We start from the raw sequence: 14391 nt of genomic DNA on the forward strand, positions 1-14391 counted from the left end.
TCGGGTGCCGAGCCCTGATGTCTCAGGACATCAGTCCTTGCCGTTGGCGAACGGCCAGGCACCGTAGTGCGCTTTGAACGCCGCGATCATCGCCGTCTCGGTGCGCACCACGTCCTCGTCCGGTAGCTCGCGCCAGCCGACGAGCAGGTCACTGCAGTCGGCAAGCTGCCAGATCGCACGACCGCCGGAATGCCGCGCGCTGCCCCCAGCCCCGTAACGCCTGAACTGACGCAGTCGCCTGCGCAGCCCCCGTTGGTCGGACCCGTGGTTGGCTCTGCCGATGTAGATGATTCGCTCGCCAGGCACCCATCGCTGCTCAAGCTCGGCCACTGGAAACGGCTTGTCGCCCGTATAGCGAACGTCAGGGCGAAACTCGTGTGGTTCGTCCGTGGGCCGTATGACTACGTAGACACCCGGCTCTGTCGGCACATTCGCAGCCTTGAGGTCCGCAAACTTCACCCACCCGGTGAATTCGGATAGGTCGAGCGGGCTGCTCATCTACCGGTCGCCTCGGCCAGGGTGCGGTACAGGGTTGCCCGGCTGACGCCCAGCGTTTCAGCGATCACCGGGACGGGCTCGCCGCTGGCCCGCAACGCCTTGGCCTGCCTGACCTGATCGGCGGTGAGTGCGCGGGGCCGACCGATGGGCAGATCGCGCGCCTTGCGTGCCGCTTTCGCTGCTGTGCGGCGTTCCCGCCCGAGTTCCAGCTCTAGCTCCGCAAGACTGGCCATGATGCCCAGCACTGCCCGGCCTGTCGGCGTCGAGCTGTCCACGCCCTCGCGCAGCGCGCGGATGACCACGCCGCTATCGAGCAGCGTCTTGACTGTCGTCATCACCTCGGCGGCGCTGCGGCCCAGCCGGTCGATGCCGACGACCACGATGGTGTCGCCCTCGCGGGCGTAGTCGAGCAGCGCAGCCAGACCGGGGCGCTGCTCGCGCGTGCTGGTGCCCGTCAGCTTGTCGCTGTAGACGCGCTCGGCGGGCACCCCGGCATCGGCGAGCGCGTCGGCCTGCGCGTCGAGGGACTGGTGTCCGGTGCTGACGCGGGCATACCCGAGCAGCGTGCCGGTGGCTGTGGTGATCATGACCCGTATCGTATCTCAAAACAGTAACGCGCTAGGTTTCAATACGCGACAACTTTCGAGACTATCGACCTGGTATTCCAATGCCCTCATGGTGACTCGTGGTTGCTATCCCAGAACTAAAGAATTGCGACGTGCCCACCGGCGGCAGGTCAGCCGTTGACAACGGCGGCACCGGCCTCACGCCGTCGAGCGACCGCAGCCCATTCGGCGACCTCGGCGGCTGGCAAGTCACCGCGCGCGAGCACCCGGCGGGCCGACTCCGCTTGCAGCTGCGCGAGGTCGCTACCGGGTTCCGGCTCTATCAGCATGAGCTGGGACAGCTCGGCCACTGCCTGGCGTTCCAGCTGTGCCGGGTCGACCTTTCCGGCGGCAATGTCCTCGGCAAGGGACATCGCGGCGGTGATGGCATCTTGGCTTGTGGTCAAGGACATTCGACTACCTCAGCTTCCATAATGGGTGCGGGGGTGAGCTGGCGCTGCTGCTCACGTTCGGCGAGCACCGCCAACAGGCGGTCTCGGGTCTCGGCAATGATCGCGACGGGGTCGGTAGCGAGGTTCACCTCGACCTGTTGCCGCTCGGGGGCGTCGAGGCCGTGCAGCTTGCTTACCCTTGTGGAGACGCGGTCGAGTTCGCGGTTGAGCGCGACCAGGGCGTCATCGTCCTGGCGCGCCCTAGCCGCATGGAATCTCTCGTGCAGCACCGCCCGCCGGATGCGTAATTCCTCCGCTTCCACCCGGCGCAGCGCCTCGGGTGACTCCGGTGCCGTGCGATTCAGCATGCGCGCCACTGCATCCTGTGCCGCACCACGGCTGCGGTACCCGAGAGTGTCGGCAACCTCTTGCCAGGTACGACCGAGGGCGCGCAACTGATGGGCACGCTCGGCACGGCGTCGGGCGTCCTGTCGATTGCTCACCGGTGGCATGTCCTGATTGTGTCCTGATTGGGTGCACGGGTCGGGCGGTCGCGGTCCTCAGCTCTCGGCTCACCACGCGACGGGACTCAGCCTCGGCTCCACAAGCTGGCAGGCGTATGCGCGGTGGTCGTCGGCACGGTCTCTGGCGATGATCTGTTCATCTACCCGATATCCACGAGCGGCCCTTGCCCGACGGGGTCCCTAAAGGGACACCCCGGTGGTGGGCATGTGGGTGACTGCTTTGGGCACATTGGGCACGGTGGGCAAACCACTGGTCAAGCCGTGGTTTTGTCGGCGTGGGCATGATGGGCACCGTGGGCATGCCCAACCGCGTGCCCAACTCCTGAAAACGCTCTGACCTGCGGTTTGCCCACCGTGCCCAGCCGATTTCACGGGTCTGGGCACGGCGTGATCACCGCGCAGGTCAGGGCATGTTTTTGGCTGCGTTGATGGGCGGTGAACTGTCCCGAGGACCGCTGCCCACCGAGCATCCACGCTCACGTGCCCACCACGCCGGTTGGGCATGGTGGGCGGGGCACTATCAGACGCTTACGGGTCGCCCGTTGTCCTGGAACCATCCCCACGCCTGCGCGTAGGCAGTCTTGTCGGGGTTGCCGAGCATCTTCTCGACGTCGGCCTTGGTGTTGGCGTCGGTGATGTCGCCATCGTTGCGCAGCTCGGCCATGCGTGCCTTGAGCGTGTCCACGAGGGCCAGGTTCTCGTCGGTGCCGACGGTGGATACTGAGGCGTCGATCTTGAGCCGGAAATGTGCGGATTTGCCGGGGATCTGTACGAGCACACCGCTCTTGACGAACCCATCGAAGTACCGCGTGTAGCTGCTGTCGCTGACGTTCGATTCGCGGGCGTACTTGCGCCCCTCGGCCTTGGTGAGCCCGGTGGTCGCGCCGTAGGTATGGAAGACCGCCTGGATCGACTGGCCGATGGCGTTCTCGGCCTGCGCCTCAAAAGCGGTTTCGGCGAGCTGGTCCACCTCGGTGACCGCCAGCGATTGCCGTTGTGCCAGTGTCTTACCCGCCATCGCGGTCTCGGGCACCGTCACCGGTTCCAGCGTGAACCGGTGCGTGCAACCATCTACCCAGCCCTTGTGCTTGGCGCACGTGATCGTCACCGCGCCCGTCTTGGACTTGCCCTTGCCGCCGCGGGTGACCAGTAGCGACGACCAGACCGCGCCCAGCCAGGCGGTGGAGCCGCGTCCGGTGTCCGCGCCCTTGCCGGTGTGGTGCACGACCACCACCGTCGCACCGCAATCACGGCTAATCGTCTCGACATTCGCGATGGCCCGGCCCTGGTCGGTGGCGCTGTTTTCCTCGACGCCCACGGTGCACCGCGCCTTGGTGTCGAACACCACCAGCTTGATGCCGTGCTGTTCCACGAAGTCGCGCACATCGCGCATATGGTCGGCGTCCGCGATCTGGGCGGGGCGAGGGTACAGGTGGAATCGCTCGCCGAGATTGCCGGCGGTGATGCCGTGGCGTTCGCAGTACGCCTTGGCACGCACCTCGACATCGCTGGTGCCCTCGGCCAGCACGTAGAGCACCGGCTGAGCGGTGGGCACCGCGTGGCCGCACCAGTCACGGCCAGCGGCGACCGCCAGCGCCTGCCCCAACCCGATGAATGTCTTGGCGGTGCCCGGTTCTCCAATCACCTCGACCAGCTCGCCCAGCGGCAGCACGCCGCTGATGAGTGGTGTCACTGGTTCCAGCTCGGACAACTGGTCGAATGACAGCACCTCGGTGTCCAGATGCAGCGGGGCGTGGTCGTCGGTACGTGCCTGCACGGTGATGTCATCGGTGTGCCGTTTGCGTGCGACGGCGAGCGCCTGTTTGGCTGCGGATATGTCCTCGGCAGTGGCTGCGGGCATCGCGGCGAGGGTGGCGACCGGGACGCCGTGCACCTGGTGTAGGTCCGCCGCGGTGACGAGCTGGGGTCGCTCGTGCAGATTGTGCGGCTTGGGGGTGTTCCAGCAGTCCCGGTTTGCCTGATGAATCCGGGCGCGTACCTGGTCAGCCACCTCGGTGCCGCAGGCGCGTTCCACTGCGTTGACGGTGAACAGCCGACGGGTGGGAACCTCGACCCCTTTGAACGCCCGATCGACAGCGCGCTGAGCCGCATACCGTTGCTGTCGTGCGCGTTCCATCTCGGCCCCGATGTCATCGGGGTCGCGTGTCATCGTGTCCTCGGTGAACCGCTCACGGTCGAGTCGCGTGACCTTGGGGCGTCCTGCGACCTCGGCATGCCAGACCCAGCTCGGTACCGCGGCGAAGTCTGAGAACGTCATGCCGCCGTCGTCGTAGGACACGGGTAGCTCAAAGCGTCGGCAGAATCGGCGCACAAGCTGCGCCACCTCCACACCCAGTGCTGCGGTGATGGACTCGTCTGGGTCAACGCCGAGCACGTCGGCCCATTGGTCACCGCTGATGTAGTTGGCGATCGCATCAGGGCCGTCGCCGCTGTACTCGCCGCCGTTGCCATAGTCGCGCCCAGCGGCAATTCCGTTGGCGGTCAGTGCACCCCGTGCGCTGCTATTCTTCACTTATCTGTCCTATCGGGATGGTGTCGATGGCGAGCCCGTCGGGGACCAAGCACGGGAGTGGTGACCAGTGCCCCCGGCGGGTTCGTTGTTTCAGCCGGTCGGCTGCAATTGCGTTGTCACGGCGTCTATTCCATCGAGGCGTGGTGCATGGCATCGGCGTCATCGGCCCGCTCGGCGGGCAGCATTCCAGCGGGTGCGTTGTAGCGCGCCTCGAATTCGGCATGCACCTCGGGAAACGCCATGCTCATCCGGGCGGCATTCTGGGTGTCCGCCTTGCGAATCGCCGCCATGATGAGCGCGTAGAACGGCGGGTCCGCAGCGGCGATCTGCCGCGAGGCGCGATAGTCGTAGAGGCTCATGCAACACCCTGCGCCCCGCTGCCCAGCACGGCCTTGATGCGCGCAGCCTGTTCAGCGGTCAGTGGTGGCGCAGCGTCGACCAATCGCTTGATCGCTGCGCGGTGGTCGTCCACGGCCTTGGCGGGGTGTTGGTCGCCGCTGCGGGCGCGCAGCCAGGCGTCGACCTCGTCGGCCAAGAACTTCACGCGCCGCGCGACGCGATGAGCGGGTAGACCCTCTTCGCGCACCAATCGGCGCACGGTGGGGACGGTTAGACAAAGGCGGTCGGCTACGCCTGAATAGTCAAGGTAGGGCGTGGTTGTGGTCGGTGAAGCCATGCGGAACTCCGAAGTAATCGGTCGGTTCCGCACGCTCACCCGAGCCGGGATGCCTTCGCCCCATCCCTCGGGGTCCGCGTGCGCGGGACACCTTGCGATGCCCCAGCGCGGCTGCTGGCTACCGGATGTTGCCCGTCGTGGCCTCTATGTCAGCCGCGCCAGATTCCCAGCCGGTACGCGCAGGGCTCGTGCGAAGGTCATCATCGCCCGGCGCGTGAGGTCAAACATACACCGTCGAGGTGCGGTTCACCGATGGTCGACTCCGTGTCTACGGACGGACTACCGACGCCACTCAACATCAACGGTATTGGAGTCGAACAGCTTTGACCCACGCGTGCCGCGCCGCAGTCGAACGACGCACAAGGCGTCGATGATGCTGCGCCGCGCCATGAGAGACGCTGCCAGGAATGCGGCGACGGGATCGGGGGAGGACAGCACCTCACCGAGGGCTGAGCCCGTGCGGTGCCCGGCCAGCTGGCGTTCGGCAGTGCGAAGCTCGGCGGTCACGCGGTCGGTGGCCGCGCGGTGTCGCAGGCCGTCGATAACCCCCGCGTCGTAGTCGGCGTCGATGGTGCCGAGACGGTTCCTCAGCCGCTCAATGTCAGCCAGCACGGGCGCGATATCGGCGGCGGGCGCGGCCAGCAGCTCGGCAGCGTCGGCTCGGCTCAGCCGTTCGGCGATTACCGCCGTCACGAATTCGTCCACGCCGCGCGCCAACGGAGCGTCCTCGCCGTCCTCGGGGTTGGCGATGATCTGACGTACCCGAGCATTGTCCATCGGGCCGTGAGCGCGGTTGACGCACGCCGCCTTGCACCGATACCGGCCACCACTGAAACTCACCACCGGCTGGCTGCAGTCGTCACATAGGAACAATCCCGAGCCGAGGTGTCGCCGGTCGGTGCCGACGCGGTTCGTCTTGCGCCGGGGGTCGCTGAGTCGCGCTTGCACTACGTCGAACAGCTCGTCGGTCACTAACGGCTCCCAGCCGCCGCGGACGCCGGTTTCCTTACCCTCGTAGACGGCTCGACCGGCGTACCGGGGGTTCGTCAGGATGCCGCTGATAGTGGACGGGTTCCACGGCCTGCCGTTTCGGGCAGTGAGGCCTTCGGTGGTCAGGGTGCGAGCGATGGACCGCAGCGATTCACCCGCGTCGAACATCTTGAACACCCGCCGGATCACCTCGGCCTCGTCGGGCACAACCTCACCCTTGGCGGTGTAGCCGCTGAGCCGCGTGCCCAGCGGTGGTCGACCGAGGTTAGACCGTTGACGGGCAGCGGCCTTCTGCCGCGCCGACTTTCGCTCGACCTCGCCGCGCGCGAACGCCATACGCACCCGCACGAAGGTTCGGCCCGCGTCGGTGGTCAGATCGGCCTCTCCGTTGGCGGTCACGAGTGCTAGGCCGTGCTTCTCGGCGGCATCGAGCCAGTCCTCCATCTGGCGAGGCTGGCGGGTGAGGCGGTCCATGTCGTAGCAGACCAGGGCGTCGAACGTCCCGGCCTCATATGCGGCTACCAGGGAGTCGTAGCCGGGGCGGTTCTTGCGGGCGTCACTAGCGCTGATGCTGTTGTCGACGTACTCACCCGCGACAGACCAGCCGCGCTGACGGACGATCTGCTGGCATAGCTCGCGCTGGCGTTCGACGGCGAGACCCTCGCCGGTGAAGTCGCGCGAAATGCGCAGGTAAAGAGCAGCGCGGCGAGCGGTCATAGTAGCGGCCATGTCACTAACTATAACGTTTATTGGCACTGCAATGTGGTGGAGTTCAGGTTCAATGTCTGATTCGACGTCTGACGTTCTGCCGCCGTGTCCGGCGTGCGCGAGTGAGTTCGCCTACGAGTCCGGCGCACTCCTGGTCTGCTCGATGTGTGCCTACGAGTGGGCACCCGGCGTGCACGATGCCAGCGTGTCGGGTGATGTGTCCAGCGGAGTGGTCGTCGACTCGGTGGGCAACCCGCTCGCCGATGGCGACACTGTGACCATCGTCAAGAGTTTGAAGGTGAAGGGTGCCGGTGGTGGGGTCGTCAAGATCGGCACCAAGGTGCGCGGCATCCGCCTCATCTCTGACGGCGTAGGCGATCACGACATCGACGCGAAGGTGCCCGGTTTCGGTCAGATGCAGTTGAAGTCGAGCGTGGTGAAGAAGGTTCTCTGAGCGCTGCACGGCTATGGGTGCTTGCCGAGCCGGAACGTGCGAGACACCACGTGGCGCGCGCCGAGTGTGGGGGATATGCACGCACTCCGGGCGAATTCTGTGCGCAGGGCCCACACTGCCACGTACGATTCTCCGTCGGTGGCCCTGACGTGCAGGTATTGTGGCCAGAAGGCCCGATGGTCAGCGAGTAGTTGGCACTGGCGTCAGGAGCGTGAACGTCGTGGCAGACAAGACGAGGTCGGTGAAGCCGTCGCCCGAGGCGACGGCCGATTCCGCGCGTCCGGTCCACGAACTGATCGTCGCTGGTCAGAAGCCCCTTCGGCGGTTCGTTGCGGAGAGTTGGCAGCGCAGTCTGGCCATCGGCGTCGACCCCGACCGCGGCGCCAGGGAAGCGGCGGCCGCCGCGCGGCTGTCGGAACTGCGAAACGGTCACCCGTTGGCGGTGGCCCTCCCGGTGATCCGCAAACTACTGGTGGACTACGCCGTCGACTCCGGCGTTGTCGTGGCCGTCACCGCCGCCGACGGCACCATGCTCTGGGTCGAGGGCGACGCCGAGGCCTGCCGCAAGGTGGCCGCGATGAACTTCGTCCCCGGCGCCGACTGGAGCGAACAGGGCGCAGGGACCAATGCTCCGGGCACCGCGCTGGCACTCGACCGCGAGGTGCAGATCGACGGGCACGAGCACTTCTCCCGGCTGGTCCGGCCGTGGACGTGCACGGCGGTGCCGGTGCACGATCCGGTCACCGGCCTGCCGATCGGCAGCATCGACCTCACCGGCGGTTCCTCGATCGGGTCGGCGCAGACCTTGGCGCTGGTGCGTGCCACCGCCGTCGCGGTGGAACACCGACTTGCCTTGTCCTACAGCCAAACACCTGCCGTCCCGGCCGACTCTGTCGGCCGCCTCACGGTCCTGGGGGCGGACCGGCCGTCCTGGCACACCGTCGACGAACGGGGGCGGACGCGGTCTCAGCAGCTGTCCGGCCGGCACGCCGAGATCCTGGTGTTGCTGCTGCAGCATTCGGAGGGGCTCAGCAGCGATCACCTCGCGGTGCTGCTCGACGAGCGCGAGCTCGACGCCGTCACCATCCGTGCCGAGCTGTCGCGCCTGCGCCGCATCGTCGGCACCGACACGATCGGATCGCGGCCGTACCGGCTGCTCGCTCCGATGGACAGCGATATGGGTGAGGTGTTCGCCGCCTTGCGCCGCGGCGACATCGACGCCGCCCTGGACAACTACACCGGGTTGCTGTTGCCGCGATCCGGCTCGCCGGCCGTGGCACGCCTGCGCACGGAGCTGAGCACCAGCTTGCGGGGGGCGGTGCTGGCAGCCAGTTCGGCCGGGGATTCGCGCGCCCTGCGGCGCTGGCTGGACCTTCCCGAGGCCCGCGACGACCGGCACGGCTGGCAGACATTGCATGACCACCACGGCGCCGACGAACTGACGCGCGCCCACATCCGGGGGCATCTCACCGCGCTGGACACCGCGCTGTCCTGACGTTGCACCAACGTTGCGAAATTACCCAACCGTGCTGCAACGGGTTGCAAACTAGCTTGAGTGACGACCGACACAGTCATTCATAGAGCAGGAGATCAACTGTGACCGTTTACGCGCGCCCGGGTACTGAAGGCGCTTTGATGTCTTTTGAGTCCCGTTATGGCAATTTCATCGGTGGGCAGTGGGTGGCTCCGGTGGGTGGCCGGTATTTCGAGAATCCGACGCCGGTGACGGGGCAGGTGTTTTGTGAGATCCCGCGTTCGGATGAGGCTGATGTGGAGTTGGCGTTGGATGCCGCGCATGCGGCCGCCCCGGCCTGGGGTAAGACCAGCCCGGCGGAGCGGGCGTTGGTGTTGAACCGGATCGCGGATCGGATTGAGGAGAATCTGGAGTCGATCGCGGTGGCGGAGTCCTGGGATAACGGCAAGCCGGTCCGGGAGACGCTGAACGCTGACATTCCGTTGGCGGTCGATCATTTCCGGTATTTCGCCGGCGTGCTGCGCGCCCAGGAGGGGTCGTTGTCGCAGATCGACGAAGACACCGTGGCGTATCACTTCCATGAGCCGTTGGGTGTGGTGGGCCAGATCATCCCGTGGAATTTCCCGATTCTGATGGCGGTGTGGAAGTTGGCACCGGCATTGGCGGCGGGTAACGCGATCGTGCTCAAGCCGGCTGAGCAGACTCCGGCGTCGATTTTGTATTTGTTCTCGATCATCGGGGATTTGTTGCCCGCGGGTGTGGTGAACATTGTGAACGGGTTCGGGGTGGAGGCGGGTAAGCCGTTGGCGTCGTCGAATCGGATCGCGAAGATTGCGTTCACCGGGGAGACGACCACGGGTCGGTTGATCATGCAGTACGCCAGCCAGAATCTGATCCCGGTGACGTTGGAGCTTGGGGGGAAGTCGCCGAATATTTTCTTCAGTGATGTGCTGGCGAGTAACGATGCCTATCAGGATAAGGCGTTGGAGGGGTTCACGATGTTCGCCCTGAATCAGGGTGAGGTGTGTACGTGTCCGTCGCGGTCGTTGATTCAGGCTGATATTTATGACGAGTTTTTGGCGTTGGCGGCGATCCGGACGAAGGCGGTGCGCCAGGGGGATCCTCTTGATACCGAGACGATGATCGGTGCGCAGGCCTCCAATGATCAGTTGGAGAAGATTCTGTCGTATATCGAGATCGGTAAGGGTGAGGGGGCGCAGGTGCTTACCGGTGGTGAGCGTGCCGAGCTCGGTGGGGATCTGGGTGGTGGTTTTTATGTGGCGCCGACGATTTTCACCGGGCATAACAAGATGCGGATTTTCCAGGAGGAGATTTTCGGGCCGGTGGTGGCGGTGACGTCGTTCACTGATTATGCGGATGCGATCGCGCAGGCCAATGACACCTTGTATGGGTTGGGTGCGGGGGTGTGGAGTCGTAGCGGTAATACCGCGTATCGGGCGGGGCGTGATATCAAGGCCGGTCGGGTGTGGACGAATTGTTATCACCAGTACCCGGCGCATGCGGCGTTCGGTGGGTACAAGCAGTCCGGTATCGGCCGGGAGAACCACAAGATGATGCTCGATCATTACCAGCAGACCAAGAACCTGCTGGTCAGCTACAGCGAAAACGCCGCCGGGTTCTTCTGACGAGCGCTTGCGCGAGGAAACGACGATCCTGACGAGCGCTTGCGCGAGGAAACGACGATCCTGACGAGTCAGTAGCGGTTCACACCCCGAGTCCCCGGCTCGGGGTGTGAACCGCGGTTGCGCTAGACAAGAACCGGGGCATACGTCACACTATTTTAAAGGTTGGAAAAACTACCTTTTGGGCGCGCAGTGTCGCCCGACGGCCCATCGGCGGTGTATCGGCTGAGGTGTGGCCCCGAGAGAGAAAACCAAGGGAGTGGGAAGTGACGACAAGTCACGGCGCGGTGGAAGAGCACCTCGAGAGCGCCAGTTATCTGCAGCAGCGGCAGCTCAAATCGGGTAGCGCCGGTTGGGTTCTGCTGGCCGGCCTGGGCGTCAGCTATGTCGTCTCGGGCGACTACTCGGGCTGGAATTTCGGTCTGGCCCAAGGGGGATTCGGCGGATTGGCCATCGCGGCAGTGGTGATCGCCGCGATGTACCTGGCGCTGGTGCTCGGCATGGCCGAGCTGTCCTCGGCGTTGCCGGCCGCCGGCGGCGGATACACCTTCGCTCGCCGCGCACTCGGGCCATGGGGTGGATTCGCCACCGGCACAGCCATTCTCATCGAATACGCGATCGCGCCCGCGGCCATCGCCACGTTCATCGGCGCCTATGTCGAATCGCTCGGGCTGTTCGGCATCACCGACGGTTGGTGGGTGTATCTGGCCGCCTATGTGCTTTTCATCGGTATCCACCTGTCCGGTGTGGGTGAGGCGCTGAAGGTGATGTTCGTCATCACCGCCATCGCACTGGTCGGACTGGTCGTCTTCGCCGTCTTCGCCGCCGGGCAGTTCGACGCCGCCAACCTGACCGATATCGCACCCTCGGACGCGGTGGGATCCTCGGCGTTCCTGCCGCACGGATACATGGGCATCTGGGCCGCGATCCCCTTCGCCATCTGGTTCTTCCTTGCCGTGGAAGGTGTGCCGCTGGCCGCCGAGGAGACCGCCGATCCCGAGCGCAACGTCCCGCGCGGCATCATCGCCGCGATCACGGTGCTGCTGGTCAGTTGCGCGGTGGTGCTGGTCCTGACCACCGGCGCCGGCGGCGCCGAGCAGATGTCGTCCTCGGGCAATCCGCTGGTCGAGGCACTCGGCGACGGTGCGGCCGCGAAGGTGGTCAACTACATCGGTCTGGCCGGGTTGATCGCCAGCTTCTTCTCCATCATCTACGCCTACTCCCGGCAGCTGTTCGCCCTGTCTCGTGCCGGTTATCTGCCAACCCGGTTGTCGGTCACCAACTCTCGCAAGGCGCCGACGCTGGCGCTGATCGTTCCCGGTGTCATCGGGTTCGCGCTGTCGCTGACGGGTAAGGGTGCGCTGCTGCTCAACATGGCGGTCTTCGGCGCCGCGCTGAGCTACGTGCTGATGATGGTCAGCCATATCGTGCTGCGGTGGCGCGAACCGGAGATGCGCCGGCCGTACCGTACGCCCGGTGGAGCTGTCACCACCGGATTCGCACTCGCCGTCGCGGTACTCGCGGTCATCGCGACCTTCCTGGTCGACAGTATCGCCGCGCTCTCTTGCCTCGGCGTCTTCGCCGCATTCATGGGATACTTCGCGGTGTACAGCCGGCATCGACTGGTGGCGAACTCACCCGACGAAGAGTTCGCGATGCTGGCCAAAGCGGAGAGTGAACTCAAATGATCTACCGGCAGCAAGTTTCCGGGACCAGCTATACCTTCGACGGGCTCGTCGAGGTCATGGCGAAGGCGACGCCGCTGCGCTCCGGGGACCAGCTTGCCGGGTGCGCGGCCGAGTCCGATGCTGAGAGAGCAGCTGCCGCATGGACTTTGGCTGATATGCCGTTGCAGACCTTCCTCGACGAGGAGGTGGTGGCCTACGACACAGACGAGGTGACCCGGCTGATCATCGACACCCACGACCGCGAGGCTTTCTCCGCCATTTCGCATCTGACCGTGGGTGGATTCCGGGACTGGCTGTTGGACAACGCCTCTCGTGACGACGGTCCGCAGCGGATCGCTTCCGTCACGGCCGGGGTCACGCCCGAGATGGCCGCAGCGGTCAGCAAGATCATGCGCAATCAGGATCTGATCGCGGTGGCCGCCGCCACGGAGGTCACCGCGGCGTTCCGGACGACCGTCGGCGCGCCCGGCACTCTGGCCACCCGGCTGCAGCCAAACCATCCGACCGACGACCCGCGTGGAATCGCCGCGGCGGTGCTCGACGGGCTGCTGCTGGGGTGCGGCGACGCCGTCATCGGCATCAACCCCGCGACCGATTCACCGCATGCCACAGCGGATCTGCTGTACCTGCTGGACTCGATCCGGGCCCGCTACGACATTCCGGCGCAGTCGTGCGTGCTGTCGCACATCACCACGACCATCGGGCTGATCGAAGAGGGCGTCCCCGTCGATCTGGTGTTCCAGTCGATCGCCGGTACCGAGGGCGCCAACTCGGCATTCGGGGTGGACATCAAGCTGCTGCGGGAAGGCAATGAGGCGGCGCGGTCGCTGCATCGCGGCACCGTGGGCGACAACGTGATGTACCTGGAGACCGGGCAGGGCTCGGCGTTGAGTTCGCACACGCATCTCGGGGTGGGCGGCAAGCCCGTCGATCAGCAGACGCTGGAGGTGCGGGCCTACGCCGTCGCCCGTGACCTGCAGCCGCTGCTGGTCAATACGGTGGTCGGGTTCATCGGCCCGGAGTACCTATACGACGGCAGGCAGATCATCCGCGCCGGTTTGGAAGATCACTTCTGCGGCAAGCTGCTCGGCCTGCCCATGGGCGTCGACGTCTGCTACACCAACCACGCCGAGGCCGATCAGAACGATATGGACAACCTGCTGACGCTGCTGGCCGCGGCCGGGTGCGCGTTCGTCATCACCGTTCCCGGAGCCGATGACGTCATGCTGGGCTACCAGAGCCTGTCATTCCACGATGTGCTGTCCACCCGGCGCACCCTGGGGCTGCGGCCGGCCCGGGAATTCGAGGACTGGCTGCGTCGCATCGGCATGATCGACACCGCGGGCCGGTTGACGCCGTTCGACGTGACCCAGTCACCCCTGCGGTCGTTGACCTCGGCGGGTGCGTCATGAGTTCCGAGGAGCTGGCCCGCCAGCGATTCTGGGACGAACTGCGCACCACCACCCAGGCGCGGATCGGCCTCGGCCGGGCCGGCAATGGCCTGCCCACGCGGGAAGTGTTGGAACTGAACGCGGCCCATGCCGCGGCCCGTGATGCCGTGCATCTGCCGCTCGATGTCGAGCGGCTGGCTGCCGACGTCACCGAGATCGGCATCGGGACGCCCGCCGTGGTGACCAGCCAGGCGACATCGCGGGGCGAGTACCTGCGTCGGCCCGACCTCGGCCGCAGCCCCGCGGATCTCGCAGCCGTGCCGGCCCAGCCGGCCGATATCGGCTTCGTCCTGGCCGACGGGCTGTCGCCGACGGCCCTGATGCACCACGGCGCGCCATTGCTCAAGGAGCTGGTGGCCCAACTGGGACAGCGATATTCGCTGGCGCCACCGGTGATCGCGACGCAGGCACGGGTGGCCCTGGGCGACCATATCGCCGCCCGCGGCGGATACGGGACGCTGCTGGTCATCATCGGCGAGCGGCCCGGGCTCAGCGTCGCGGACAGTCTGGGCATCTACTTGACGCACCGGCCGCGTGCGGGCTGCACCGACGCGGATCGGAACTGCATCTCCAACATTCACCCGCCGGACGGCCTGGGCTACCAGGAAGCGGCTCGCGTGGCTGCCGGACTGGTCGCCGGAGCGCGCGAGCTGGGCCGGTCCGGGGTGGCGCTCAAGGACACGTCGCGGGGTGTGGCGGTGGGTACTGGAGCCGGCGGGGAACTGCTCTGACCGACTTGTCGGTGCCGCGGCATA

14 protein-coding genes are annotated in these 14391 nt (G+C 66.0%); 6 read left to right on the forward strand and 8 right to left on the reverse strand.

The genetic code is table 11. From position 1 onward, the window contains the following. Positions 1 to 30 precede the first annotated feature (30 nt). The 8 genes from QN239_RS09030 to QN239_RS09065 form a co-directional block, all read right to left on the reverse strand. Positions 31 to 498 carry a hypothetical protein gene (locus QN239_RS09030; RefSeq protein ID WP_499009661.1) on the reverse strand — a complete coding sequence of 156 codons (468 nt, stop codon included), beginning with the start codon at positions 496 to 498 and terminating at the stop codon, positions 31 to 33. Next, the gene (locus QN239_RS09035) at positions 495 to 1094 is read right to left on the reverse strand and encodes a recombinase family protein (RefSeq protein ID WP_499016676.1); all 600 of its coding nucleotides are present in this window, start codon (positions 1092 to 1094) and stop codon (positions 495 to 497) included. Before QN239_RS09035 ends, QN239_RS09030 begins: the two co-directional genes overlap by 4 nt. Before the next feature lie 140 nt (positions 1095 to 1234). Next, positions 1235 to 1516 carry a hypothetical protein gene (locus QN239_RS09040; RefSeq protein ID WP_499009664.1) on the reverse strand — a complete coding sequence of 94 codons (282 nt, stop codon included), beginning with the start codon at positions 1514 to 1516 and terminating at the stop codon, positions 1235 to 1237. Continuing rightward, the gene (locus QN239_RS09045) at positions 1507 to 2007 is read right to left on the reverse strand and encodes a hypothetical protein (RefSeq protein WP_499009666.1); all 501 of its coding nucleotides are present in this window, start codon (positions 2005 to 2007) and stop codon (positions 1507 to 1509) included. The genes QN239_RS09040 and QN239_RS09045 overlap by 10 nt, the downstream gene beginning before the upstream one ends. A 532-nt stretch (positions 2008 to 2539) precedes the next feature. Next, positions 2540 to 4552, reverse strand: coding sequence for an AAA family ATPase (locus QN239_RS09050; protein WP_499009668.1), 2013 nt, complete (start codon positions 4550 to 4552; stop codon positions 2540 to 2542). 125 nt (positions 4553 to 4677) lie between these two features. Then, a complete protein-coding gene (locus tag QN239_RS09055) occupies positions 4678 to 4911 on the reverse strand; it encodes a hypothetical protein (RefSeq protein ID WP_499009669.1) in 234 nt (77 codons plus the stop codon). Beyond that, the gene (locus tag QN239_RS09060; RefSeq protein WP_499009671.1) at positions 4908 to 5228 is read right to left on the reverse strand and encodes an excisionase family DNA-binding protein; all 321 of its coding nucleotides are present in this window, start codon (positions 5226 to 5228) and stop codon (positions 4908 to 4910) included. The genes QN239_RS09055 and QN239_RS09060 overlap by 4 nt, the downstream gene beginning before the upstream one ends. Positions 5229 to 5507: 279 nt before the next feature. After that, on the reverse strand, positions 5508 to 6947 hold the full coding sequence (locus tag QN239_RS09065; protein ID WP_499009672.1) for a recombinase family protein: 1440 nt from the start codon (positions 6945 to 6947) through the stop codon (positions 5508 to 5510). A 52-nt stretch (positions 6948 to 6999) separates the two neighbouring features. Between QN239_RS09065 and QN239_RS09070 the strand changes: the two genes are divergently transcribed. From QN239_RS09070 to eutC, 6 genes are all read left to right on the forward strand, one after another. Then, on the forward strand, positions 7000 to 7380 hold the full coding sequence (locus QN239_RS09070) for a zinc ribbon domain-containing protein YjdM (RefSeq protein WP_499009674.1): 381 nt from the start codon (positions 7000 to 7002) through the stop codon (positions 7378 to 7380). A 220-nt stretch (positions 7381 to 7600) separates the two neighbouring features. Then, the gene (locus QN239_RS09075) at positions 7601 to 8875 is read left to right on the forward strand and encodes a sigma-54-dependent transcriptional regulator family protein (protein ID WP_499009676.1); all 1275 of its coding nucleotides are present in this window, start codon (positions 7601 to 7603) and stop codon (positions 8873 to 8875) included. Between the two features lie 101 nt (positions 8876 to 8976). After that, positions 8977 to 10500 (forward strand): aldehyde dehydrogenase, encoded by a 1524-nt coding sequence (adh, locus tag QN239_RS09080; protein ID WP_499009678.1) that lies wholly within the window; start codon positions 8977 to 8979, stop codon positions 10498 to 10500. Positions 10501 to 10763: 263 nt separating this feature from the next. Then, entirely contained in the window at positions 10764 to 12185 is a 1422-nt protein-coding gene (eat, locus tag QN239_RS09085) for an ethanolamine permease (protein ID WP_499009680.1), read from the forward strand. Further along, positions 12182 to 13597 (forward strand): ethanolamine ammonia-lyase subunit EutB, encoded by a 1416-nt coding sequence (locus QN239_RS09090; protein WP_499009682.1) that lies wholly within the window; start codon positions 12182 to 12184, stop codon positions 13595 to 13597. The genes eat and QN239_RS09090 overlap by 4 nt, the downstream gene beginning before the upstream one ends. Continuing rightward, on the forward strand, positions 13594 to 14367 hold the full coding sequence (gene eutC / locus QN239_RS09095; RefSeq protein ID WP_499009684.1) for an ethanolamine ammonia-lyase subunit EutC: 774 nt from the start codon (positions 13594 to 13596) through the stop codon (positions 14365 to 14367). The genes QN239_RS09090 and eutC overlap by 4 nt, the downstream gene beginning before the upstream one ends. Positions 14368 to 14391 lie beyond the last annotated feature (24 nt).

Origin of the sequence: Mycolicibacterium sp. Y3, assembly GCF_051188035.1 — a bacterium.
Taxonomy (GTDB): domain Bacteria; phylum Actinomycetota; class Actinomycetes; order Mycobacteriales; family Mycobacteriaceae; genus Mycobacterium; species Mycobacterium fluoranthenivorans.

Coding starts and splice junctions, on each gene's coding strand:
- QN239_RS09040 (WP_499009664.1), bottom strand. CDS start 1,516: ATGTCCTTGACCACAAGCCAAGATGCCATCACCGCCGCGATGTCCCTT.
- QN239_RS09045 (WP_499009666.1), bottom strand. CDS start 2,007: ATGCCACCGGTGAGCAATCGACAGGACGCCCGACGCCGTGCCGAGCGT.
- QN239_RS09060 (WP_499009671.1), bottom strand. CDS start 5,228: ATGGCTTCACCGACCACAACCACGCCCTACCTTGACTATTCAGGCGTA.
- QN239_RS09055 (WP_499009669.1), bottom strand. CDS start 4,911: ATGAGCCTCTACGACTATCGCGCCTCGCGGCAGATCGCCGCTGCGGAC.
- QN239_RS09030 (WP_499009661.1), bottom strand. CDS start 498: ATGAGCAGCCCGCTCGACCTATCCGAATTCACCGGGTGGGTGAAGTTT.
- QN239_RS09070 (WP_499009674.1), top strand. CDS start 7,000: ATGTCTGATTCGACGTCTGACGTTCTGCCGCCGTGTCCGGCGTGCGCG.
- QN239_RS09090 (WP_499009682.1), top strand. CDS start 12,182: ATGATCTACCGGCAGCAAGTTTCCGGGACCAGCTATACCTTCGACGGG.
- eutC (WP_499009684.1), top strand. CDS start 13,594: ATGAGTTCCGAGGAGCTGGCCCGCCAGCGATTCTGGGACGAACTGCGC.
- QN239_RS09065 (WP_499009672.1), bottom strand. CDS start 6,947: ATGGCCGCTACTATGACCGCTCGCCGCGCTGCTCTTTACCTGCGCATT.